24 protein-coding genes are annotated in these 23,480 nt (G+C 68.3%); 17 read left to right on the top strand and 7 right to left on the bottom strand.

Translation table 11 applies throughout. The features are described 5' to 3' along the window. The first annotated feature begins 11 nt into the window (after window positions 1-11). From AB0L53_RS47295 to AB0L53_RS47255, 9 genes are all read left to right on the top strand, one after another. Window positions 12-1,043, top strand: coding sequence for a sugar phosphate isomerase/epimerase family protein (locus tag AB0L53_RS47295; protein WP_364009715.1), 1,032 nt, complete (start codon window positions 12-14; stop codon window positions 1,041-1,043). After that, the gene (locus tag AB0L53_RS47290) at window positions 1,040-1,948 is read left to right on the top strand and encodes a transketolase (RefSeq protein WP_364009713.1); all 909 of its coding nucleotides are present in this window, start codon (window positions 1,040-1,042) and stop codon (window positions 1,946-1,948) included. Before AB0L53_RS47295 ends, AB0L53_RS47290 begins: the two co-directional genes overlap by 4 nt. Beyond that, window positions 1,945-2,898, top strand: a complete 954-nt coding sequence (locus AB0L53_RS47285; protein ID WP_364009710.1) for a transketolase C-terminal domain-containing protein — start codon at window positions 1,945-1,947, stop codon at window positions 2,896-2,898. The genes AB0L53_RS47290 and AB0L53_RS47285 overlap by 4 nt, the downstream gene beginning before the upstream one ends. Beyond that, window positions 2,898-4,406 (top strand): FGGY family carbohydrate kinase, encoded by a 1,509-nt coding sequence (locus AB0L53_RS47280; protein ID WP_364009707.1) that lies wholly within the window; start codon window positions 2,898-2,900, stop codon window positions 4,404-4,406. The genes AB0L53_RS47285 and AB0L53_RS47280 overlap by 1 nt, the downstream gene beginning before the upstream one ends. Beyond that, on the top strand, window positions 4,403-5,053 hold the full coding sequence (locus AB0L53_RS47275) for a DUF2291 domain-containing protein (RefSeq protein WP_364009704.1): 651 nt from the start codon (window positions 4,403-4,405) through the stop codon (window positions 5,051-5,053). The genes AB0L53_RS47280 and AB0L53_RS47275 overlap by 4 nt, the downstream gene beginning before the upstream one ends. After that, a complete protein-coding gene (locus AB0L53_RS47270) occupies window positions 5,050-6,600 on the top strand; it encodes a sugar ABC transporter ATP-binding protein (RefSeq protein WP_364009701.1) in 1,551 nt (516 codons plus the stop codon). The genes AB0L53_RS47275 and AB0L53_RS47270 overlap by 4 nt, the downstream gene beginning before the upstream one ends. Before the next feature lie 83 nt (window positions 6,601-6,683). Then, window positions 6,684-7,838, top strand: coding sequence for an ABC transporter permease (locus AB0L53_RS47265; protein WP_364009698.1), 1,155 nt, complete (start codon window positions 6,684-6,686; stop codon window positions 7,836-7,838). A gap of 102 nt (window positions 7,839-7,940) precedes the next feature. Then, window positions 7,941-8,951 carry a D-ribose ABC transporter substrate-binding protein gene (locus tag AB0L53_RS47260; RefSeq protein ID WP_364009695.1) on the top strand — a complete coding sequence of 337 codons (1,011 nt, stop codon included), beginning with the start codon at window positions 7,941-7,943 and terminating at the stop codon, window positions 8,949-8,951. Window positions 8,952-9,064: 113 nt separating this feature from the next. Next, the gene (locus AB0L53_RS47255) at window positions 9,065-10,033 is read left to right on the top strand and encodes a sugar-binding domain-containing protein (RefSeq protein WP_357941625.1); all 969 of its coding nucleotides are present in this window, start codon (window positions 9,065-9,067) and stop codon (window positions 10,031-10,033) included. Between the two features lie 90 nt (window positions 10,034-10,123). Here AB0L53_RS47255 and AB0L53_RS47250 read toward each other — a convergent pair whose 3' ends face one another. After that, window positions 10,124-10,678 (bottom strand): RICIN domain-containing protein, encoded by a 555-nt coding sequence (locus AB0L53_RS47250; RefSeq protein WP_364009692.1) that lies wholly within the window; start codon window positions 10,676-10,678, stop codon window positions 10,124-10,126. Between the two features lie 88 nt (window positions 10,679-10,766). Between AB0L53_RS47250 and AB0L53_RS47245 the strand changes: the two genes are divergently transcribed. Further along, the gene (locus AB0L53_RS47245; RefSeq protein WP_364009906.1) at window positions 10,767-11,423 is read left to right on the top strand and encodes a M28 family peptidase; all 657 of its coding nucleotides are present in this window, start codon (window positions 10,767-10,769) and stop codon (window positions 11,421-11,423) included. A 63-nt stretch (window positions 11,424-11,486) separates the two neighbouring features. Here the strand turns inward: AB0L53_RS47245 and AB0L53_RS47240 are convergent, their stop codons facing one another. Then, a complete protein-coding gene (locus AB0L53_RS47240) occupies window positions 11,487-12,176 on the bottom strand; it encodes an alpha/beta hydrolase (protein WP_364009689.1) in 690 nt (229 codons plus the stop codon). Window positions 12,177-12,382: 206 nt separating this feature from the next. Continuing rightward, window positions 12,383-13,180 (bottom strand): DUF2637 domain-containing protein, encoded by a 798-nt coding sequence (locus tag AB0L53_RS47235; RefSeq protein ID WP_364009686.1) that lies wholly within the window; start codon window positions 13,178-13,180, stop codon window positions 12,383-12,385. A 340-nt stretch (window positions 13,181-13,520) separates the two neighbouring features. On the opposite strand from AB0L53_RS47235, the gene AB0L53_RS47230 reads away from it, so the two are divergent. Further along, a complete protein-coding gene (locus AB0L53_RS47230) occupies window positions 13,521-14,780 on the top strand; it encodes an ROK family transcriptional regulator (protein ID WP_358176975.1) in 1,260 nt (419 codons plus the stop codon). 70 nt (window positions 14,781-14,850) lie between these two features. Here AB0L53_RS47230 and AB0L53_RS47225 read toward each other — a convergent pair whose 3' ends face one another. From AB0L53_RS47225 to AB0L53_RS47215, 3 genes are all read right to left on the bottom strand, one after another. After that, window positions 14,851-15,282, bottom strand: a complete 432-nt coding sequence (locus AB0L53_RS47225; RefSeq protein ID WP_364009683.1) for an SRPBCC family protein — start codon at window positions 15,280-15,282, stop codon at window positions 14,851-14,853. A gap of 301 nt (window positions 15,283-15,583) precedes the next feature. Continuing rightward, the gene (locus tag AB0L53_RS47220) at window positions 15,584-16,009 is read right to left on the bottom strand and encodes a hypothetical protein (protein WP_364009680.1); all 426 of its coding nucleotides are present in this window, start codon (window positions 16,007-16,009) and stop codon (window positions 15,584-15,586) included. A 49-nt stretch (window positions 16,010-16,058) separates the two neighbouring features. After that, entirely contained in the window at window positions 16,059-17,003 is a 945-nt protein-coding gene (locus tag AB0L53_RS47215; RefSeq protein ID WP_364009677.1) for a C45 family peptidase, read from the bottom strand. Window positions 17,004-17,754: 751 nt separating this feature from the next. Here AB0L53_RS47215 and AB0L53_RS47210 point away from each other — a divergent pair. Further along, window positions 17,755-18,186 (top strand): hypothetical protein, encoded by a 432-nt coding sequence (locus tag AB0L53_RS47210; RefSeq protein WP_357941608.1) that lies wholly within the window; start codon window positions 17,755-17,757, stop codon window positions 18,184-18,186. Window positions 18,187-18,205: 19 nt separating this feature from the next. On the opposite strand, the gene AB0L53_RS47205 is transcribed toward AB0L53_RS47210, so the two are convergent. Then, the gene (locus tag AB0L53_RS47205; RefSeq protein ID WP_364009673.1) at window positions 18,206-18,844 is read right to left on the bottom strand and encodes a hypothetical protein; all 639 of its coding nucleotides are present in this window, start codon (window positions 18,842-18,844) and stop codon (window positions 18,206-18,208) included. Window positions 18,845-19,409: 565 nt separating this feature from the next. Here AB0L53_RS47205 and AB0L53_RS47200 point away from each other — a divergent pair. From AB0L53_RS47200 to AB0L53_RS47180, 5 genes are all read left to right on the top strand, one after another. Then, on the top strand, window positions 19,410-19,760 hold the full coding sequence (locus AB0L53_RS47200; RefSeq protein ID WP_364009671.1) for a hypothetical protein: 351 nt from the start codon (window positions 19,410-19,412) through the stop codon (window positions 19,758-19,760). Between the two features lie 61 nt (window positions 19,761-19,821). Further along, window positions 19,822-20,481, top strand: a complete 660-nt coding sequence (locus AB0L53_RS47195; protein WP_364009669.1) for a DUF305 domain-containing protein — start codon at window positions 19,822-19,824, stop codon at window positions 20,479-20,481. Between the two features lie 526 nt (window positions 20,482-21,007). Further along, window positions 21,008-21,952, top strand: coding sequence for a C40 family peptidase (locus AB0L53_RS47190; RefSeq protein WP_358176961.1), 945 nt, complete (start codon window positions 21,008-21,010; stop codon window positions 21,950-21,952). 149 nt (window positions 21,953-22,101) lie between these two features. Then, window positions 22,102-22,473 carry a BlaI/MecI/CopY family transcriptional regulator gene (locus tag AB0L53_RS47185; protein ID WP_357941598.1) on the top strand — a complete coding sequence of 124 codons (372 nt, stop codon included), beginning with the start codon at window positions 22,102-22,104 and terminating at the stop codon, window positions 22,471-22,473. Then, the gene (locus tag AB0L53_RS47180) at window positions 22,470-23,426 is read left to right on the top strand and encodes a M56 family metallopeptidase (RefSeq protein WP_364009665.1); all 957 of its coding nucleotides are present in this window, start codon (window positions 22,470-22,472) and stop codon (window positions 23,424-23,426) included. The genes AB0L53_RS47185 and AB0L53_RS47180 overlap by 4 nt, the downstream gene beginning before the upstream one ends. Window positions 23,427-23,480: the final 54 nt, after the last annotated feature.

Here is a 23,480-nt window from a genome sequence, read left to right as displayed (position 1 = left end):
AACTTGCTTGCATGTCTGATCGTGATCGCATAAACATTCATCCCCACGATGAGCCGGTCTACGGGGCCGGCATCTGGCACTTCGCCACCTATGTCGACCGGTATGCGACCGACGGCTACGGCGAGCCGAAGACGGTCTTGGACTGCATCAAGCTTGCCGGGGCAGTGGGCGACCTGTCCGTCGTCGACCTGAACTGGCCCTTTCCGCCCGGCGGCATCAGCACCGCCGAGGTGCGGGCGGCGCTCGACGAGCAGAACCTGCGCGCGATCGCGGTCACGCCCGAGTTCTACACGGGCAAGTTCGCCAAGGGCGGTTTCACCAACCCCGACCCCGCCGTACGCCAGGACGCCATCGACCTGGTGGCGGCCGCGGCCGAAGTCGGGCGTGAGCTGGGTGTCGACTACATCAAGTTGTGGCCCGGGCAGGACGGTTACGACTATCCCTTCCAGGCCGACTACACCGACCTGTGGGACAAGTCGGTCGGCGCGGTCCGCGAGCTCGCGCAGGCCTTCCCCGACTTGAAGTTCGCGATCGAGTACAAGCCGCGCGAGCCGCGCAACCGGATGGTCTTCTCCTCCGTCGCGCGCACCCTGCTCGCGATCGAGGACATGGGCGTGGACAACGTCGGCATCCTGCTCGACTTCGGCCACTCCCTGTACGGCGGCGAGACGCCGGCCGAGGCCGCCAAGATGGCGATGAGCCGCGGAAAACTCTTCGCGATCGACGTCAACGACAACTTCCGCGGCTGGGACGACGACATGGTCGTCGGCTCGGTGCACCTGCTGGAGACGTTCGAGTTCTTCTTCGCCCTGCGCGACGCCGGCTGGGAGGGCGTCTGGCAGCTCGACCAGTTCCCGTTCCGCGAGGACTCCGTCGAGGCGGCGCGGGCGGGCATCCGCACCATGCGCGCCTTCCACCACGCACTGGGCTACCTCGACCGCGACGCGCTCGCCGCCGCCCAGTCGGCGCAGGACGCCCTCGGCGCCCAGCGCATCGCGAAGCGGGCGCTCTACCGGGCACTCGCCGAGAGCGAGTCCGAATGACCGCCGTGAAGACCGCGTCCAGGCCCCTCGAACTGGACACGCCCGTCGCCAACGCCTACGTCGAGCGCAGCGCGCTCCTGCGCGCGGCCTCGCCCGCCGAGGCGGCCCCCGAGCTGGCCGGAATCGCCACCCGCATCCGGCGCGACATCCTCACGACCATCCAGGCGGCCCGGATGGGACACGTCGGTGGCGACCTGTCGGTGACGGACCTGCTGGTGACCGCCATGTGGGGGACGCTCCGGCTCGACCCGCACGACCCGGCCAACCCGCTGCGCGACCGGTTCGTGCTGAGCAAGGGCCACTGCGCCGCGGCGCTGTACTCGACGCTGGCCTCCTGCGGCTTCTTCCCCCAGGAGCGGCTCGCCGAGTACATGGCGCCGCTGTCGCCGCTGAACGGCCACCCCAACCGGGTCAAGGTGCCCGGCGTGGAGACCAACACGGGCCCGCTCGGGCACGGCTTCCCGGTCGCCACCGGCTGCGCCCTCGGCGCCAAGCTGCGCGGCGAGACCTGGCGCACCATCGTCGTCCTGGGCGACGGCGAGATGCAGGAGGGCAGCAACTGGGAGGCGGCCATGACGGCCGCCCACTACGGGCTGGACAACCTCACCGCCGTGGTCGACCGCAACCGGCTGCAGCAGGGCGCCCGCACTGAGGACACCAAGTCGCTGGAGCCGCTCGACCAGAAGTGGGCGAGCTTCGGCTGGGAGGTGCGCGTCATCGACGGCCACGACCACGCCGCGATCAAGCAGGCGTACGCGCCGTCGTCGACGGGCAAGCCCGTCGCCGTCATCGCCAACACCGTCAAGGGCAAGGGTGTCTCATTCATGGAAGACCGGGTCGAGTGGCACCACAAGGTGCCCACCGACGAGCAGGTCCAGCTCGCGCTCGAGGAGCTGAGCCGATGACCGCTCTCGCCGAGCAGGCCCCCACGTTCGACTGCCGCGTCGACTTCGGCGAGGAGCTGGCCGCCCTGGCCCGCGCCGACGAGCGGATCGTGGCGGTCTGCAATGACTCGGTCGGATCCAGCAACCTGGTCAAATTCCGCGAGGAGTTCCCCGACCGCCTGATCAACGTCGGCATCGCCGAACAGGACCTCGTCGGCGTGTCGGCCGGCCTGGCCAACGCCGGTTTCATCCCCTTCGTCTCCGCGGCGGCGCCGTTCCTCACCGGGCGCGCCCTGGAGCAGATCAAGGCGGACGTGGCCTACAGCGACCGGCACGTGGTGCTGTGCGGGCAGAGCCCGGGCATGGCGTACGGCGAGCTGGGGCCCACCCACCACTCCATCGAGGATCTGTCCTGGATGCGCGCCGTCCCCGGGCTGCGAATCGTCGTCCCGGCCGACCCGTCGCAGACTCGCGACGCCGTCCGCTGGGCCGCGGCGTCCGGTCTCCCCTCCTATATCCGGATCCCCCGCTTCAAGGTCCCCGCGGTGACACCGGCGGGCACGCCCTTCGAGGCCGGCCGGGCGACGCGCCTGGCCGAAGGCGACGACGTGACCGTGATCGCGATCGGCACGATGGTCTCGCGAGCCCTCGACGCCGCCGCGCTCCTGCGCGCGGAGGGCCTCACCGCGCGGGTGGTCAACATGACCTTCGTCGAGCCGCTGGACGTGGCCGAGGTCGTCGCCGCCGCGGAGCAGACCGGCGCGATCGTCACCGCGGAGGAGGGTCTGCTGTCCGGCGGCCTGGGCGCCGCCGTCGCCAAGGTCGTCGCGGAGCGTCATCCGGTCCCCGTACGCATGCTGGGCGTCCCGACGTTCGCACCGACGGGAAGCACGTCCTTCCTGCTCGACCACTTCGGCCTGAACGCCGAGGGCATCGTCAAGGCCGCCCGTAAGGCTTTGGGACGGGTCTGATGGAACCGCTCGTCCTCGCCATCGATCAGGGCACCGGCTCCACCAAGGCCCTGCTGGTCGACGCCGCCGGCCAGGTCGTGGCCCGCGCCAGTGCGCCGCTGTCCCAGAGCCACCCGGCTCCGGGGCTGGCGGAGCAGGACGCCGAGGAACTGCTCGGCAGCGTCCGCGACGCCGCCGCCGCCTGCCTGCGGCAGGCCGATCCGCGGGCCGTACGCGGGATCGGGCTGAGCACCCAGCGCGAGTCGGTGGTCCTGTGGGACGCGGCGACCGGACGGCCGGTCGCGCCACTGGTCGGCTGGCAGGACCAGCGCGGCGCGGACCGAGCGGCCCAGCTCTTGGACGAAGGGTACGGCGACCTGGTCCGGAGTCGTACCGGGCTCCCGCTGGACCCGATGTTCTCGGCGCTGAAGATGGGCGCCCTGCTCGACCGGCACGACCCGGCGCGCGAGCGCAGCGGGCGCGGCGAGTTGCGCCTGGGCACCGTGGACGCGTGGCTGCTCGACGCGCTCACCGGCGAATTCGTCACCGAGGTGGGCAACGCCTCCCGCACTCAGCTGCTGAACCTCGCGACCGGTGACTGGGACGACGAACTGCTGGACATCTTCGACGTCCCCCGCGCGGCGCTGGGCCGCGTCGTCGCCTCCACCGGCCCCTTCGGCACGGTCCGCGACCTGGACCCGCTGCCCGCCGGGGTGCCCGTGCTCGCGGTGCTGGGCGATTCGCACGCCGCGCTGTTCGCGCACGCGGGCTGGCGGCCGGGCGTGGTCAAGGTGACCTACGGCACGGGATCGTCGGTGATGACGGTCGCGGAGTCGCCGGGCGGCCTGGGCGGCCCAGGTGGACCGGGTGGCCCGGGTGGGTCGGGAAGCCCGGTATGCGACACGATCGCCTGGTCGACCGGGCAGCCGACGTTCGCCAGGGAGGCGAACATCCGCTCCACCGGCCGGACCCTGACCTGGCTGGCGGAGTTGCTCGGCATCTCCGCGGACCAGGTCGTCGACCTGGCGGCCGGCTCCGACGCGGGCGACGTCACCCTCGTACCGGCCTTTGGCGGCCTAGGAGCGCCGTGGTGGGACCCCCGGGCGGTGCCGGTGCTGGCCGGGTTCGATCTCGGCACCGGGCGGGAGCAGCTCGCGCGGGCGGCCCTGGAGTCGGTGGCGCACCAGGTCGACGACGTTCTGACCGCCATGCCGGGCCTGCGCCGGATCGTCGCCGACGGCGGCCTGACCCGCAGCACCGCGCTCATGCGGCTGCAGGCCGGCCTGAGCGATGTCGAGGTGGCCCGCACCCGGCATCACGAGCTGTCGGCGGGCGGCGCGGCGGACCTGGCCGGTCTCGGACTGGGCCTGTGGACCACCGCCGACCTCGAACGCCGGGCCGACGGCGACGTGGAGATCTTCACCCCTGACTGGAGCGCGGAGCACCGCAGGGCAGCCGCGGCGAGATGGCACCAGCGCCTCACGGTCGCCCGCGACCTCGGCGCACGCGCGAACGGGAGTACGTCATGACAGCAGTGCAATCCACCCGGCCCGGTCGGCTCACGCTGGGGCGTGGCAGCCTGATCGCGCTCGTGCTCGTGATCATCGCGATCATCGCCAGTACGACGTACCGCTCGGACACCGCGCCGCGCGCCGGCGAGCAGGCGAAGTTCGACCCGGCCCGCTACGGCGCCGCGACCTACGGGCCGAAGGTCGTACCGGCGATCAAGAGCAAGGCCGTCGACATCGTCACGCTGAGCAAGGCGATCGCCGACGACACGGACGCGGCCGGCCAGAAGTACGGTCACCGCGCCGGCACCGGGCCCTACAGCTACGCCGTCACGCTGACCGGCACCGCCGGTTCGGCGAAGAGCGGTCTGCTGCCGGTCGAGGTGCCCGGCATCGGCAAGGCCAGGGTCCAGGTGCAGATCGGCCCGGCGATCAACGGCACGGCGCTGCGCGACGCGGTCGGTTTCATCGCGTTCGGCCAGTTCGTCAACCAGGTCGACTACGCCGACGCGGGCACCGCCCTGAACAACGAGGTCAAGTCGAAGGTGCTGTCGTCGCTCGACGTCCCGTCGCTCGACGGCAAGAAGGTCACCGTGGTCGGCGCGATGACACCGCTGACCGCCGACGTGCTGACCATCACCCCGATCTCCGTCGAGGCGGCGTCGTGACGGCGACGCGGGACAGCGCCACGACCCCGGTGCTGCGGGCGGTCGACGTCACCAAGGTGTACGGCGGGACGCAGGCGCTCAAGGGCGTCTCGCTCGACATCGTCCCGGGGCGCGTGGTGGTGCTGTTCGGCGAGAACGGCGCCGGCAAGTCGACGCTGATGAAGATCCTCAGCGCGGTCGAGTCGCCCACCACCGGCCAGGTGGAGCTCGACGGAAAGGTCGTCGAGTTCGGCAGCGCCCGGGACGCGGCCGATCGCGGCATCTCGATCATCCATCAGGAACTCAGCCTGTGCTCGAACCTGAGCATCCAAGACAACCTGTTCCTCGGTCGGGAGCGGACCCGCAGCGGCGTCCTCGTCGACCGCGCGGCCGAGCGATCGCTGGCGGCCGGCGTGCTCCGCCGTCTGGACGGGGCGCTGAACCCCGATCTGATGGTCGGCGACCTGCGGCTGGGCCAGCAGCAACTCGTCGAGATCGCCCGCGCGCTGCTGCAGGACGCCCGGATCCTGATCATGGACGAGCCGACGTCGGCGCTGAGCGCCCCGGAGGTGGAGGTCCTCTTCCAGGTCATCCGCGAGCTCACGGCCGAAGGCGTGGCGATCGTCTACATCTCCCACCATCTGGAAGAGGCGCTCGACATCGCCGACGACGTGGCCGTGCTCCGCGACGGCTCCATGGTCGCCACGGCCGCCGCCGCCGACGTCGACCTCGCCTGGGTCGTACGCAAGATGGTCGGCCGCGACCAGGACGACCTCTTCCCGGCCCGCGAGCCCAAGCTCGGGCCCGTGGCGCTCGAGATGGTCGAGCTGTCGGTCGCCGACCCCGCCAACCCCGACCGCCTGGCCGTCGACGGCGTCTCGCTCACCGTCCGCGCCGGGGAGACCGTCGGCATCTACGGGCTCATGGGCAGCGGCCGTACCGAACTTCTGGAATGCCTGGCCGGCCGCCTGCACGCCGAATCGGGAGAGGTCCGCCTGTACGGGGAGCCGGTCGTCGGCACCGTACGGCGCCGCATCCAGGCCGGGTTGGCTCTGGTCCCCGAGGACCGCCAGCGCGACGGACTGGTCCAGACGATGAGCGTGGGCCAGAACCTGTCCCTGGCCGCGCTGACCGGTTTCGTGCGCCGCCTCTTCGTGAACCGCACGAAGGAACGCGCCGCCGTCCAGACGATGATCACCGATGTCACCGTCAAGACCAGCGGCCCCGACGCGCCGATCGGTTCGCTGAGCGGCGGCAACCAGCAGAAGGTCGTCATCGGCAAGGCCCTGATGACCGGCCCCCGCGTGCTGCTGCTCGACGAACCCTCCCGCGGCGTGGACGTCGCCGCCAAGGCCGACGTCTTCGAACTGATGGCGCGGCAGGCCGAACGCGGCCTGGCGGTGCTGTTCACCACATCTGAGACCGAAGAGGCGCTGCACATTCCCGATCGCCTGCTCGTCCTGGTCCGCGGCAGGCTGATCGCCGACCTCCGCGCCGGCGAGATCACCCGCGACCAGCTGATGAGCCTGGCCGACAGCGCCGACACCACCGAAGAGGTCAGCCAATGAGCCTGGCCGACAGCGCCGACACCACCGAAGAGGTCAGCCAATGAGCCTGGCCGACTGCGCCGACACCATCGAAGAGGTTAGCCATGGCTGACACCCTGACCAGCGACCACGCAGCCGTGCTGCGCCAACGCCGCCGGGCGGCGGCGGAGGCGCGCCGCCTGAAAACGCTCAATTCGATCTTCGAGCTACGTGCGTTCATCGCGCTCGGTGTCCTGATCATCGTCTTCGCCCTGCTGTCCGACTCCTTCCTCACCGTCGACAACCTGATCACGATGATCAAGCACGTGGCCATCAACGCCGTCCTGGCACTCGGCATGCTGCTGGTGATCCTCAAGGGCGGCATCGACCTGTCGGTCGGCTCCATCGTCGGGCTGTCGGGCGTGATCGCCGGCGAACTGCTCCAGGGCGTACATCTGAGCCTGTTCGGCGTCATCGCCTACCCGCCGGTGTGGGCGGTGGTCATCCTGTGCATCGCGGCCGGCACCGTGATGGGCAGCATCAACGGCCTCCTCATCACCAGACTGAACGTCGCGCCCTTCATCGCGACGCTGGGCATGCTGTACGTCGCGCGCGGCGCCGCTCTTCTGATCTCCGGCGGCACCACCTATCCCAAGCTCGGCGGCGACCCCAGCACCCACAACACCGGCTTCGACTGGATCGGCGGCGGCCGGCCACTCGGCCTTCCGGTGGCGATCTGGATCATGATCATCCTCGCCGCCGTCGTCGCCGTACTCCTGCGCTCGACGCCCTTCGGCCGTTGGCTCTACGCCACGGGCGGCAACGAGCGGGCCACCGAACTCACCGGCGTCCCCGTCCAGCGCGTCAAGGTGATCGTCTACATGATCTCCGGAGCCTGCGCCGCGATGTCCGGCCTCATCATCGCCTCCGAGCTCACCTCGGCCGCGCCGCAGGCCGGCGACAGTTTCGAGCTGAACGCCATCGCGGCCGTCGTCATCGGCGGGGCCGCCCTGTCCGGCGGACGCGGGAACGTACGCGGCACTCTCGTCGGCGCCCTGGTCATCGGCTTCCTCGCCGACGGCCTGGTCATCGTCGGCGTCTCGACGTTCTGGCAGATCTTCATCAAGGGCACCGTGATCATCGTCGCGGTCATCCTCGACCAGACCCAGCAGCGCTTCCAGCGCCGCGGCGCCGCCGCATCGGCGGTCGCGGTGGCGGTCGCCGACGAACCGGCGACCACCGACGACGAACCGGTCAGGCCCAGCGCCCCGGCCCGCTGACCCCTGCTCCACCCATTGCCAGATGCCAGACCGGAACGGTTTCAGAACCGGTCCCATCCCCCATCCCGCGTCCACGCCGGCGCGTCTTCCAGGAGGTAAACCATGTCCCACCCCAGCCGTCGCCTGGTCGTCCAGGCCGCGGCGGCCCTGACCACAGGGCTGCTGACGCTGACCGCATGCGGATCATCCGGCGAACCCGCGGCCTCGACGTCGTCGAGCGCCTCCTCGTCGTCGAGCGCCTCCGCGCCCAAGAGCAACCTGATCGCGATCATCACCCCCTCGCCGGACAACCCGTTCTTCAAGGCCGAGGCGGACGCGGCCAAGAAGAAGGCCGAGTCGCTCGGCTACCAGACCTCGGTGGACTCCCACGACGACGACCCGAACAAGCAGAGCGAGCTGATCGACTCGGCCATCTCGCGCAAGGCCGCGGCGATCATCCTCGACAACGCCGGCGCCGACGCCTCCATCGGCCCCGTGCAGAAGGCCACGACCGCCGGGATCCCGGTCTTCCTGATCGACCGGGAGATCAACCAGACCGGCATCGCCAAGGCCCAGATCGTCTCCAACAACGCCCAGGGAGCCCAGCTCGCCGCCCAGGAGTTCGTGAAGGGTATGAAGGAGAAGGGCAACTACGTCGAGCTGACCGGCAAGGAATCCGACACCAACGCCGGCGTGCGTTCCAAGGGCTTCGGCGACGTCATCTCGCAGTACCCGGGCCTGAAGCGGGTGGCCCAGCAGACCGCGAACTGGGACCAGCAGGAGGCTTTCAGCAAGATGGAGACCATCCTCCAGCGCAACCCGGACATTCAAGGCGTGATCGCCGGCAACGACACGATGGCACTCGGCGCCGTGGCGGCGTTGAAGGCCGCCAAGAAGAGCGGCGTCATCGTCGTCGGCTTCGACGGCAGCCCGGACGCCATCGCGCAGATCAAGGCCGGAACCATGCTCGCCACGTCCCTGCAGCCGGCCGCGCTCGGCGCCACGACCGCGGTCGAGCAGGCCGACAAGTTCGTCAAAACCGGCGCGACCGGGCAGCCGGAGAAGCAGTCGATCGACTGCGAGATCATTACGAAGGACAACGCCGACCAGTACGGCGTCTTCGCGAAACTCTGAGGCGCCGGAGGCTAGGGGCGACGACATCGCCTCTAGCCATTCCAACGTCTAGCATGCAGACCGGACGCTCCGGGCGACGCGCTCACCGGAGCGAGGAAGGACGGGGAACTCACGTGGTGATCGCTTCGACTCCCAGCCCCGACCACATGCGGCTGCTGGTCAAGGTGGCCCGCATGTACCACGAGCGCGGGCTACGCCAGCCAGAGATCGCCGCCCATCTCAACATGTCGCAGCCGCGCGTCTCGCGCCTCCTCAAAGAGGCCGCCGACCGCGCTGTCGTACGCACCGTGGTCGTCTCCCCCGACGGCGTGCACGCCGAGCTCGAGGAAGCCCTCGTCGAGCAGTACGGGCTGCGCGACGCCGTCGTCGTCGAGACCGAGGGCGTGGGGCCTGACGTCATCCCCGCGCTCGCCGCCGCGACGGCCACCTACCTCGACGCCACGCTCAAAGGCGGCGACGTCATCGGCATCTCCTCCTGGAGCGCGACGCTCCTGGAGGCGATCAACGTCATGCGGGCCAAGACGACTCCCGTCGCCGAAGAGGTCGTCCAGATAGTCGGCGGATCGGGCAGCCCCGAAGTACAACTGCACGCGACCCGCCTCACCAGCCGCCTCGCCGAGCTGACCGGAGCGCGCCCCGTCTTCGCGCCGTCGGCCGCGCTCGTCCACAGCCGCGAACTCCGCGACATGCTGTCGAAGGAACCCGCCGTCGCCGAGGTCATGAAGTCATGGTCGCGCCTCACGCTGGCCCTCCTCGGCATCGGCACCCTTGAACCCTCCCCACTGCTCCGCCGCTCCGGCAACGCCATCGCCCCCGAGGACCAGCGCCAGCTCCAGGAGCTCGGCGCCGTGGGCGACGTCTGCACCCGATACTTCGACGCCGACGGGCGAGCCGTGGAAGCCGACTTCGACGACCGCATCATCGGCATCGCCCCTGACCAGCTGCGCGCGGTGGAGCGCCGCATCGGGGTCGCGGGCGGCGCGGCCAAGCTCGCCGCGATCCGGGGAGCGGTACGCGGGCGCTGGATCAACATCCTCATCACGGACGTCGACGTGGCCCGGGCCCTGCTGGGCCGCGCGTAGACCCGCGAGCACGTGTCTCCTGCCAGCCAGTAGCGCCCAGGACCTCCCACTGAGGGCGGTCCTGAGCGCTTCCGGCTGCGAAGAAGCCGATCAGGAAGCGAATCCGAAGGCCGCAGGAGAATCAGGCAGGCCCCACTGCTGGTCGGGGTGGAGGTGGCAGTCCCAGATCACCAGCGGAGTGCCATTGGCCGTGCTGCCGTTGTTGGCCAGACCGACACACTTGGCGGTGCTGGCGGCGAAGCTGCGGATGGAGTAGATGTTGGCGCCCAGGGCCGCGAACCTCCATTGCTGGTCCGGGTGGAGGTGGCAGTCCCAGATCACCAGCGGAGTGCCATTGGCCGTGCTGCCGTTGTTCGCCAGCCCCACACACTTGCCGCTGCCGGCGAGCGTACGGATGGAGCGGTCGTTGTTGCCCTGCCAGATCTGGTCGGGGTGGAAATGACAGTCCCAGATCACGAGCGGGGTGCCGTTGGCGGTGCTGCCGTTGTTCGCCAGGCCGATGCACTTGGCGGTGCCGGCGGCGTTGCTGCGCAAGGCAGTCGAGGAAAGAGCGCTCGCCTGGGCGGCGGCCGGGAGCCCGAGGGCCATGGCTAACATGACCAGGACGGTTAACACGCGGCGCTGGAAGCCAGTCTGGTGGCGCATGTGGTCTCTTTTCGAACGGTGACGGTTCTCCTCTCTAAGGGCGTTCCATGGCCGTTCCACCGGGATGGTGCGCTAGGGGTGATCGGGCATCGGCCATAAAGAACCGCAAGCCTGGAATATCTCCGCATTTATCACGCATGGCTATGATCTTGGATCTGCGCGGATCCGCTTCACCTTCTGGGGCGCCGAGGAGGGCGGCGACCTCGGCTCCAAGTACTACGTGGCGAACCTCAGCGCCGAAGAGAAGGCCAAGATCGCGCTCTACCTGAACCTCGACATGATCGGCTCCCCGAACGGGGTCCGCGGCGTCCTGGATGGTGACGACTCACTCGGCACCAACAGCTCCAAGCCGCCGGCCGGCTCGGACACGATCGAGAAGACCTTCACCGACTACTACGCCGGGCGCAAGCTCCCGCTCAAGCAGGACGCGTTCACCGGTACCTCCGACTACCAGTCGTTCATGGACGCGGGCATCCCGGCGGGCGGCGTACGGTCCGGCACCGACACCGTCAAGACGGCTGAGGAGGCCGCTGTCTTCGGCGGCACGGCCGGGGTGGCCTATGACCCCTGCTACCACAAGGCCTGCGACACCTACAACAACGTCAACGCGACGCTCCTGAACGAGCTCGCGGATGGCGCGGCGTACGCGACTGAGACATTCGCCAACAGCGTGCCGACGGTGAAGCGCGGCAACGTACGGACACCTACCAGCCAGACCGGTGAGGATCACACCCCCGCCAGCTGATTCCGGGGGCAGCCCGGGGGGCTTACCGCCGGGCTGCCATGGCCGTTCCGATGGATCGTTCGCTCAGCCGCCGGCGGCCGCCTGCTTGATCAGCGCGACGACGGCCTCCGGCTGGGAGATGTAGATGGCGTGGCTACCCTCGGCTTCCACCACGGTGGCACCCGCCCGCTCGGACATCGTCCGCTGCAGCGGCGGCGGGATGGTCTGGTCGCCGGTAGCGACCATGTACCAGGCGGGCTTGGTGCGCCAGGCGGGTTCGGTGACCGCGGCGCCGGCCGCGCCAACGCCCCACGGCACCTGCGAGTCGGCCATGAACGCCGCCAACTCCGCCGGCAGATCGCCCGCGAACGCGCCATGGAACTTGTCCCGCTCAATAGCGAGGAACCCACCCTCCAGAGGCACGATCGGCGGCGCCGGCGCACCCGGCGGCGAGTCGGCGAGCAGCGACTGCACACTCTCGCCCTTGTCGGGCGCGAACGCGGCGACGTAGACGAGCGCCGACACCCGCGGATGAGTACCGGCCTCGGTGATGACCGAGCCACCGTAGGAGTGCCCAACGAGCACGGTGGGACCGTCCTGGAGATCCAGCACCCGCCGCGTGACCTCGGCGTCCCCCTCCAGCGTCACCGTGGGGTTCTGGACGACGCTGACCCGGTAGCCGTCCTTTTTGAGCAGGTTGTAGACACCCTGCCAGCCCGACCCGTCGACGAACGCGCCGTGCACGAGCACGACGTTGACCGCAGTGGAGCTCATGACGCTTTCTCCTCGCGTAGCGGTGGGATGCAGACGTGACTGGACGTCAACAGCCATGCGTGCGCTCTGAACTCAAGCGCCCGCCAGTTGCATCGCCTCGTCACTCACTTCCGAAGCGTAGGAGTGCGTACTTCCTAGTTTGTGAACGGCGAGTGGAACCAGCGCCCGCAGCACTGACCCGGCTGAAGGCACGCCCCGGTTTGGCGTTATGCGGAACGACCGTTGCCGTTGAGTGCTTCGCGGCGGTATTTGCGGCCGGTGGTCTCGTGCACCCCGAGCGTACGGGCGAGCGCGGCGCCGGTCATGTTGGGATCCTGAGCGAGCAAGGCCGCCACCCGCGCTCGCCGGTCGCTGTCCGCGCGGGTTTCGCCCGCCGATGCGTCTTGGTCTGCCCGTGTGGCAGCCGGTTCGGGCTCGGCGGGCGCTGACCGGCGCTCGCCTGTTTCTTGCGTCGGCTCGCCCGGGTCGATCTGCGGCGTGGCGTGCACCTCTGGCCCGGGCTGCGGCACCCGCAGCGCCTGGTCTGAGTGACCGCTCGGTACGCTCGGGGCGCTCAGGGGTGCGGGCTCGACGAGCGCTCCCTCCGACTGCCCGGCGTCGTACGCGCGCTCGGGCTCCCCCGCGTCGTACACGCGATCGGCAAGTTCGCGACCCGAGCGCACCACCCACATGATCAGCTCGTAGGAGATCACCAGCGCGATCGCCGGCCACGCGGCCAGCGCCGCGGCCAGGGGTCCCCGCTCAATCCCGTGCAAGATGTTCGCCGCCAGCGTCGCGGCAACTCCCAGTGCCAGCGCCCAGCGAGCCAGCGACGGCACCTTCAGCCGGTAGCGAGCACACCACAGCAGCACCATCGAGGAGGCGTAGATCATGCCGTCCACGGTCGCCGGGACCAGATGCGCCGACATCTCGTCCTCGGCGCCGTACTTCTCGATCACCGCCACCGCATGCCAGTACGACACCCACGCGGCCACCGCCGCGACCGCCAACACCACAACCGTCATGGACACACGGATCAGCCGATCCCCGCCCCGAGGCACCTGCTTGACCCTATTCACACCAGAAATGGTGCCATGCCCGATGTATCACTATGTGCCCATCCGTCACTTCTGCCTCAGGCAGGCGGCGTGGATGAGGGCGACAGCCGATCTGCTGGGGTCGGACCTCGGTGGACATGCCAGCCGACACGGTCGAAGATTGGCGCGTGCCTCGAACCCCACCTGGGCGCGTGTTCAACCGAGCGATCGTCGCACTGGTCGCGGCCGCCATCCTCGCGGAGGGACGGGATCTCCCGTGGACCCCGATGCAGTGGAAATGGATTGAAGTAGCCGGGAGACTCGGTTCATGAAGATCACAAAGCCCGGGGCGCCTAATGAGGAGACCCGCCGGAGGAACCTCGGGGCGTTACTACGCCATCTCCACCTGAATGGCCCGACTTCGCGTGCTGTGCTCGGGGAGAAGTTGGGGCTGAACCGCACCACGATCATGGGGCTGACCGCCGAACTTGCCGCCCTGGGCATGGTCGAAGAAAAGCTTCCCCAGGACACCCACAGAGCGGGCAGACCGTCCCTGGTGGTCAGCCCAAACACTGATCGCGTATTCGTGCTCGCCTTTGACGTGGCAGTGGACCGCCTGCTGGCCGCGCGAGTGGGCCTGGGCGGCGTGATACTCGATCGCCGTGAGGCCGTACGCCAACGCAAGTACCCCGACCTGGACGATGTCGTTGGAACTCTCGCCGAGTTCGCCCGCCAACTGCTCCGCGACGTCCCAAGCGATGCCGTGTGCGTCGGCATTGGCGCGTCGTTCTGCGGCATGATCCGGCCGGCGGACGGCACCGTGCGATTCGGCCCCAACACCGGCTGGGTAGATCAGGCATTCGGGCCGGAACTCGAGCGCCGTTTGGCCCTGGGCCTGCCTGTGCGAGTTGGCAACGAAGCTCACCTGGGCGCAGTCGCGGAGAACCAGAGGGGCGCTGGGATCGGATTCCGGAATCTCATCTATCTGCACGGCGATGTTGGCGTGGGCGGCGGCATCATCGTCGACGGCAAGCGCCTGGACGGCAATGACGGCTACGCCGCCGAAGCCGGTCACATGATCGTGAACGCACACGACGGGCGGCCGTGCGGGTGCGGTTCGCGCGGCTGCCTGGAAGCGGAGGTCGGGGAGGACGCACTGCTCAGTGCGGCCAACTGGCCCCCTGGGTTGATCGGGCGGGACGCGGTGGCGTCCGTGGTACATGCCGCTGAGCGAGGCGACGAATCCGCCAAGGCGGCGCTGACCCATGTGGGAGATTGGCTGGGTGTCGGGGTTGCCAATCTGATCAACCTGTTCAACCCGGGTGTCGTGGTCTTCGGCGGGATACTGCGCGATATTTACCGAGGGGCCTCAGCACAGGTGCAGAGTCGTATCGCCGCCAACGTACTGCCAGTTTCACGCGAACGAGTGAAACTGCGGATCGCAGCGCTGGGAGATGACACCACCCTTGTCGGCGGCGCTGAGCTGGGGTTCGCCGAGCTGCTGGACAATCCGGTTGAGGTCGTCAGCAGGGGGTATCGTCGCCAGGCTGACGCCAACATGAAATCGCAGGCTACAGGCCTTGCTTAGTGTCTCCGCTCTACCCCGAACGAGAGGCCCCGTGAATGCAGAGCGTGATGCCTCCCGAAAGGGTTGCCTCTCAGTCGTGAGTGTCCCTGGCCAGCGCCCCCCGCAGATATTCCATGTCGGTGCCAAGGGCCTTCCGGGTCGTCAGCCGTAACACCGGAACGAGCAGCGGACTGCGTAGATCCAGGTCGATGCGGTGGAGGATTCGGGTACCCTCCGGTACGCGATCGAGCCGGAAGCTGAGTTCGGCCCGTCGGAACAGGCGGGACTCCAGCAGCACGAAGGCCAATTCCCGCTCGGCGTCGTACTGGGTGATGCGAAACCGCTGGCGTTTACCCGACGGCGCGATGGTCATCGCCTCATATCCCAGGCCGACCGGCGCGGTCGACAGCGGGACCACCTCCGCGATACTGCGGTCCCAGCGGGGCGCGGTCAGCGGATCACCGAGGAAGCGCCACACCTGCCGGATGTCCTGCGGGACGACGATGGACGAGTTGAGCTGCATCAGACGACTGCCTCCTTCACAGGATGGGGCGGAACACCGCGCAGCGCGACTGCCCGAGCCGCAATATCTGCTTGGCACAGAGGCTGCCGCACTCGATCCTGCACCGCCTGGCCGCCAGGTCGTGACCGGAACGGGGGCGGGTTGGCCGAAGTAGTTGGCGAGAACGAGCTTCTCCATAGCTATGAGCGGGTCACCTTCGAGTGGCAACGGGAGCGAGAGCCAGGCGGGCATGCGCACCGCTTCAGCCCAGGCGTCGCCTACTCTGGCCTACGCGATTATCGGCAACGGGGACGACACCGGCTCAGGCCGGGGCGGGCAGCTGGATCGAGGCGAGTTTGGCCGGGTCGACCACGATGTGGATGCCAGTGATCCGGCCTTCGGCGACGGTGAAAGCGATGACCGACAGCGGCGTTCCGTCCGAGCGCCAAGACATGTGCCCCGGGATGCCGTTGACCAGCACGGGTCGTTGGCGGGCGACCTCACCGGAGAACACGCGGGCACCGGCGGCGACCTCGGTGGCGCCGAGGGTGACGACCATGCCGTCGGGGGTGTCAACTGTCAGCTTCACGTTCGGATCGAGGACCCGCAGCAGCGCTTCGAAGTCGCCACTGACTGCGGCAGCACGGAATGCCTGGACGACCTGCTGGTGCTCGCGGCCGGGGCACGCCGGCCGGTCCGTGGCGTGGACCTTGCGGCGGGCGCGGCTGGCGGCAGCGGGTGGAATCACGTTCTTGCAAGATCTTCGTGTAGGGGTGAGCAGGAGTCCGGAAAGCCTCTCAGCTGGCCCGGCCCAAGGTCACGGTGCGGGTTCCGGGTGTGAAGTCGCCGAAGGACTGTTGCCAGGACTCACCGGGCCAGTAGTACGTCACAAGGCCCTCGGCGGGCCGGTAGTGGGCGGTGTAGAGCGTTACCGTCCCCTGCTCGTCGACGGATCGATACAGCGGCGGCTTGAGCATTGCCGCCACGTCCGTACCCGCGGCGCGGATGGCTCGCAGCCGTTCCTGCGTCCGCATGGCCCGCTCCTGCTCGTCGGTTACCGGCAGGTGCTGGTGATTGGCGGCGCAGGCGTCCGGTGCCACCGTCGGGGACATATCCGGTCCCACGAACACCGTCATCGCCTTGATGGGATCGACAAGGGTGAGGTTCTGGGGGACGGCGACCGGCAGGGACCGCAGCCTGTCGACCGCCTCATCGACGGTGTCGCACGTCTCCAGTAGGTAGCGCACGAGGATGAGAATGGCGAAGCCGCGTCCGTAGACGGAACGTCCGCCCCAGGTGAGCGAGACCGCGAGACCGGCGTCGTTCATCCCGTCCAGCAAGCCCCACAGCATGTCCTGCATCCCGATCACAGGGCGCAGGAAGCAGGAGGAGACGATGGTCCCCTCGCACTGATCGGGCCGTAGGTCATAGTTGCGCAGCAGAGTGCCGTTCTGGCCGATCTGAGTGCATGCCTGGGAGAACGGCCGCAGTGCCGCATGGGTGAGGAAGACTTCCGCCTCGGGCCGGTCGAGTTGGCCGGCCAGGCGGTCCAGAACCGGGACCAGTTCTGGCATGTGCGCACGAAACAGCGCCCGAACGCGGTCCGTGCCCTCCGGAGTCCGGCCCTCCTCGGTCAGCAGGCGCTCCATGTCCTGCCACAGGGCCCGGGCGTAGGCGGCCCACCGCCCGTCGCCGCCGTCGCCGACCTCGATCGCCTGGAAGGTTTTGTGCTGTTGCCGCATGGCTGCCACTCCCCTGTGAGAATCGGACGAGGTGGGGGCAACCTAGCTAATTGGGCAGGTGTTCACCAGGTGGCCGCCATCGGCGACGGCCAGGCGCTGGATCTGATGAAGCCGCTGAACGCGAGCGTGGCCGATTCCAAGTAGGCGATCATGTCCCGCGTTGGAGAAGCCGGGAGTCAAGGGCGAGAAACGACATGTCGAGCGGTCGAAGCTGAAGCGGCTCGCCACGAGGGACTGGCTGAGCGAGAGCGAGCCGGGAGCCTTCGCCTTGACCCGGCAAGGGGTCCGGCAGCCAGGCATCATGATCGCAAGCGGCGAGGCTCTTCGCCGCGCTGGAGGGTGTCAACCACCCCCTGCAGAGAGAAGAGCCCGCATGTCACGCTACGCCGACCCGCCATCCTCGTAGGGGTTATCGAGGAGATCGAGGGGGTTGCCGCCTCCGCGAGCCTGTTCGCCGCGCCGGCGGACCCCGCCGGCGCGGCGATGACCCACGATGAGCTGGAGAATCTCCTCCCGGCCCTGATCGCAGGAGCGGCGATGGCGTTCTCCAGCGTGTTCGTGGTCAGCAACGGCCTTCGGCTGCGGAGTTTCAAGGAGAGCTGCGCAGTTTCAAGGAGAAGGGCCTTGGGCGGACTCGGCTCCGGTCCTCATTCTCTGGCTCGGCGCCCTCCAGCTCCCGCCTTGACTTATGGTGCTGCGCCCCCCACCGTAAGTCGTACATATCTGTTCGAGTTAACGAGAATCGAGGGTAATGGTGGTGGTGCTGAGCACGGAAGCCAAGCTGGTTCTCCTGGCGGCCGGACTGATCTTTCTGTTGGCGTTAGTGCTCGGCGTGTGGAAATACCGCCAGATGGCCGTCTCGGCCGAACACATGGCTCATCCCTACGTCGACATCGCGCATCGAGCCGCCTTGCTCTACTCGTTCGCTACGCTGCTGCTCGCAGTCTTTGTCGCCCTGAGCGGCTGGTCGGCGTGGGTGAACCTGGCTGCGGCGGGCATCGTGATCTTCTTCTTCGTAGCCGCAATCGGGACCTACGCTTACCACGGCTGGCGCCGTGACACCGACAACCAGTTGTGCCATCCGGTACGCGGCACAACCGCGTTCATGGTCTCGCTGATCGTCGGCGAGATCGGCGGCTTCGCCGTACTTCTGGCCGGTTTCGTGCAGGCACAACTGCTGTGACGCGGGCGGCGTTTAGAGATCATTCGTCGGGCAGCAGATAGCGCCAGGAGACCGCGAGCGAGGCACCCGACCGAGCACGGAACACCCGCCACCCGCCACGCTGGTCCGCGTCGCGCGGAATCAGTCGGATGGCGGCCATGGCGGCCTTCCCGGACAGGTCGCGGGTGCGAACGGGTGAGCCCGCGGCCCGTGGTTCAGGCACCCCCTTCGGCCAGGGTCGGGCCTTGCCACCCCTCAATGTCGTCTGCTCCGCGACCAGCCGTACGCGTCTGGACACGTAGTTCTGGCCCTTGGCCGTGATGCGCCGGGCGAGACGGTCGAAACGATCGCGTGCGTCGTACAGGGCCTTCGCGTAGGAGCCGCGCGTCTCGTCAAGGGCCGGGATCCTCACCTCTCGCTTGCCTCCCGCCGTACGGACGCCCAACACCGTGGTGGGTGCGTCCATCACTACGGGAGCGCCGGGCCGGGGCGTGGCCGTCGCCGGCTGGCCCGACATATCGCGATCAAGCGCCGCGAGCAGCTTGTTCAGATCGGCCTTCGCAAGCCGCAGGGTTCGGGCCGCATCCACGATCGCCCACCCGTCGGCGTACACGACGACCCGTGGCGGACGGATCGCGAGCAGTCCCGGGGGGAGGAAGCCGCCCTCCAGGCGCCACATGGCCACAGGCCCTTTGTCTGTCGCGACAGGTAACGCGGAATTCCATCCCGCAGGCGACGCCGAGCGGTGGGGGTGTCGGTCCGGCCGCACGATGTGGTCACGAGCAAGGCGGCGAGGATCAGTGCCAGGGGCCTGTACCTCATACCGCCCATCATGCGAGCGACGGGCGCAAGGTTCAAGCCGATGCTGTGGCTGGCGGGTGCCCGTACGTTCCCCTCTGCCACAGCGGCTGAAGCGGACATGGTGCTCCGGCGATCGGCGGGCCAGGCGGCCACTGTCATGTCAGTCCGGCCATCGCGACGGCCCAGCAGTTGGGGAGAGATAGGGGCGTCGTCTCATCGATACATGCATATTGCAACTTCGACATGTCTTCCAGAGGGCAAGCCTGCTACGACAATCCGTCGTACAAGCTCACCCCTCAGAGACGAGATTCCGATGACGGTGAACCCGAGGCCATCAGCCCGCGTACCCAATAGCACCCGCCTCCTCTAACGCCTGCGAGGTGCCCGCATTGGGACGGCGCCTGACGCGGGATGAGGCGGAAGATTCCCGGTTGGGAGGTGACATGAGCTGGACGGGCCGACGCTGGATGGTCTGGCTGCTGCTCGTCACACTCACCTCCGGCATCGTCGCCGGGCACGTTCTGGAATGCCAGGATCGGTCGGGGCACACGAGTTCGCAGCTTGTCGCATCCGGCTCTCCAGGCGATGGCGCCAGGGTGGCCTGCGCCGCATCTCACGGACCCGCGTCGATGTGCGTAGCCGTACTGACCACGGCGATCGCCTTTCTGCTGGCCCTGGCATTGCCGAGCGAGCGGCGCAGTGACGCCCGTGATGGTCGCGGCTGGAGGCTGGTACAGCAAGGGAGGGAGCCACCGGCGGCCGATCTGGCTTTTCTTTCGGTTCTGCGGATTTAGGAGGGTCGTTCCAATCCGACCCGTCCTATCCGATCCCCCATTTCCGAAGGAGAGATTCCCCATGACCGTCGCACACCGGATCACCATGCTCACCGTCGCCGGAATCGGCGCCGTCGCCCTGCTCACCGCCTGCGGCTCATCCACCCCCACGACCACCGCCGCCGGTGCGGGAGCCGCTCCGGCCGCCTCGTCGAACGACGGGGCCAGCGCAGATGTCACGAACATGGACGGCATGGACATGTCCTCGTCGAAGCCCAAGGCGGACTTCAACGATGGCGACGTGATGTTCGTCCAGATGATGCTCCCGCATCACCAGGAGGCCCTGCGGATGGCCAAGTGGGCCCAGACCAACGCCTCCAACGCCAAGGTCAAGGATCTCGCCATGAAGATGCAGATGGAGGCGCAGCCGCAGCTCAGCAAGCTCAACAACTGGCTCACCGCCTGGGATAAGGAGCCCATGGCCGACGACGACCCGATGATGACGTCGATGCCCGGCATGATGTCCTCCGCCGAGATGACCAAGATGCGGCAGATGAAGGGTGGCATGTTCGACCGCATGTTCACCCAGATGATGATCAGCCACCATCAGGGCGCCATCAAGGTGACCCAGAACGAGATCGCCAGGGGCAGCAACGCCAAGACGAAGACGATGGCCAAGACCATCCAGACGAGCCTGCGCAGCGAGCTCGCTGAGCTGAAGCAGCTGCTCCCGACGCTCTAGCCGCGGCGGATCCCGTACGGCGCCCGGCCGTACGGGGCCGAGGCATGCCAGATTCAACCAGCGGCTTTGACCTCGGAGGTCACGAAGCTGAGTTTCACTCCGCTGACCTGCCCAGTGACCTCCCAGAACCTTCCCTTCCGAAGAACGGACCGAGCGTCTGGCCAGAGGGCCGGGGAGCGCTCGGCAGCGTCACAGAACAGCCACCGGAGGTGGCGGCCGTGCGCGATGGGATCGTGGACGTGGACGACGTGGCTACAGGTGGCGCCGTTGTGGCCCGTGATGTGTGTCCGCGATGGACGAACAGCCCGCCGACAGCAGGGCAAGTTGAGCACCTGAACACTCCGGAGATGGCGCGCGTATCCACACATGGGCGGCGGCCTTCCGCTATGCCGGGTAGTACGTCCCGCCCTCGAGGCCAATCGACTCGAACAGGCTAATAAAACCCTTCACTTCGGTACTATTCGCCCCAGATCTTGGATGTTTACGAGGAGGCATCGTAGTGGCTGCGCCGACAAGGCTTGGGCAGATGGCAGGGGCCACAGCGCTGGCATTGGTCACATTAGTCTCCGCCCCCGGCACCGCCGCCGCCGCGCCGTCACCTGCCAAGGCCAGGGCCAAGTTGGTGAAGCTGAACGAGCGGGCCGACAAGGTGGTCGAGCAGTACAACCAGGCCACCGAGGCGTACAAGAAGGCCAAGCAGAAGTACGACGCGGCCAACGCCGACCTCGGCCGCAAGACGGTGCGCTCGGACGCCCTGCGCGCGGATCTCGTCACGGTGGCGGTCAACCAGTACCAGTACGGCGGCTTCGAGAACTGGCAGACCTACGCCGGCCAGGGCGAGACGCTGAGCAGCATGGCGGCACTGGGCCAGATCGCCACCGAGCGGTCGGCCAAACTACGGGCGTACGAGGACAGCATCAAGGACCTGCGCGACCGGCGCAACGAGGCCAAGAATGTCCTGGCCGAGGCCGACAAGGCGCGCGAGAAGGTGGACGACGACAAGACCGAGGTCGAGAAGCTGATCGCCCAGCAGACCAAGATCCTTCGCAAGCTCGGCGCCTTCAAGTCGGGCAATCCCAACAGCACGGGAATCAAGTACACCGGCCCGGCCTCGGGCAACGCCCGCATCGCGCTGCAGTTCGCGTTCGCGCAAGTGGGCAAGCCGTATGGGTACGGCGCCAATGGGCCGAACTCCTACGACTGCTCCAGCCTCACCCAGGCCTCCTGGCGTACCGCCGGGGTCGCCATTCCCCGCACGACGTACACACAGTGGGCCTGGGGCGCCAGTCGTCGCGTCTCGCTGGACGCCCTCCAGCCTGGGGACCTGCTGTTCAGCAAGGGCCTGGGACATATGGGCATGTACGCGGGCAACGGGAAGATGGTCCACGCGCCGCAGACCGGAGACGTGATCAAGGTCGTCGAGCTCGACGACTACTGGCGCAACCGCCTCCTCGGCGCAGTCCGCCCATAAAGCCGCCGCCGAGCCCCGCACGTCGAAATGGCGCTGGAAGTACTGGCAACGTGGAGCTATGTGCGTTGTCCACAAGGTTGCACACTGTGGCCCCGTATCAACGATCCCAAGTAGCATGAAAACAAATCGCGGCAGGAGGCCACAAGAAGATGCGGACGTTGGGCGACCTGGAGTCGGTGATCATGGACCGGATGTGGTCGTACCACCGCCCCGCCGCGGTGAGAGACGTGCTGAAGGATTTGCGACAGGATCGCGAGATCGCCTACACCACCGTGATGACCGTGATGGACAAGCTCTACAAAAAGGGCCTGCTGAAGCGCGAGCCGGTGGGTAAGGCGTACGTGTACAAGCCAGTCGGCACCAAGGAGTCCTACACCGCCGAGCTGATGCGCGAGACGCTGGCCAGCGGCGGTAACCAGGCGGCCACGCTGGTTCACTTCCTTGAGCGGCTGACCCCGGAGGAGGCTGCCGCGCTGGAATCCGCCCTTCAGGTGTTCCCGGCGCACACCCGTCGATCATGACGGTCGCCCTGGTCCTCGTCGTCTACGCCGTGGGTGCCGCCACGGTGTTGCCGCGACTGCTCGTCAAGGCCGCCTGGGCCGAGCGGGCCCCCCGATTGGCGATCTCCATGTGGCTGGCCGCGGACATCTCCGCGGTCCTCTCGGCGGTGATGGCCGCGCTGAGTGCCGCGATCCCCGGCGACGCGGTCGGGCACGGGTTGGCCAGGCTGTTCGAGGTGTGCAAGCAGTTTCTCGGCCACGGATCCGACGTCGACGTGGCCTCCGCCGGATTCCGGCTGGCCGTCCTGGTCAGCGGGTTCATCACCGCACGGACTGTGTTCTGCGTGATCAGGGTGCTGCTGACCTCACGGCGCGAGCGTGCCCGGCACTCGGAGATGCTGAGCCTGCTGGGCCGGCGTGACGGCGAGTTGGACGCGGTGGTCCTGGAGTACGACGAGCCGCTCGCGTACTGCCTGCCCGGCAGGGCGAACAAGGCCGTGATCACCACGGCGGCGCTCCACGCTCTGCCGCCCGAGCATGTGGCCGCGGTGCTGGCGCACGAGCGAGCCCATCTCCGGGGACGCCACCATCTTCTCCTTGCCCTGGCTGAAGGCCTGGCCAAGGCATTTCCTGCTCTCCCGCTGTTCGCAACGGCCAAAGCGGAGGTGGCCCGCCTGGTGGAGTTGCGGGCCGACGATGTGGCCGCGGGACAGCATCCGCGCCTGCACCTCGCCGCGGCTCTGGTCGGTCTGGCCACCGGGCGGGTGCCCGCGTTCGCGCTGGGCGCTGCAGGCGAGAACGCGTTGAGCAGGGTGCGCCGCATGCTCAATCCGGCCGCGCCGCTCCACCGCCGCGAGCGGCTGGTGGGCACGGTGGCCGTCACCTTGTTCCTCGCAGGACCGGCGGCTCTGGCGGTGTTTCCGGGGGTGAGCGCGCTGATCGCGCATCATTGCCACACGCTCTCGCTGCTCTGAGCTCAGGCGTACAGCAACTCCTGATCGATCACGAGGGCCGCGGTGACGCCCTGA

Origin of the sequence: Nonomuraea sp. NPDC052129, assembly GCF_040680095.1 — a bacterium.
In the GTDB taxonomy this organism is placed as follows: Bacteria; Actinomycetota; Actinomycetes; order Streptosporangiales; family Streptosporangiaceae; genus Nonomuraea.
Note: the sequence above shows the minus strand (reverse complement) of the source record. Positions and strands in the feature narration are given on the sequence as shown.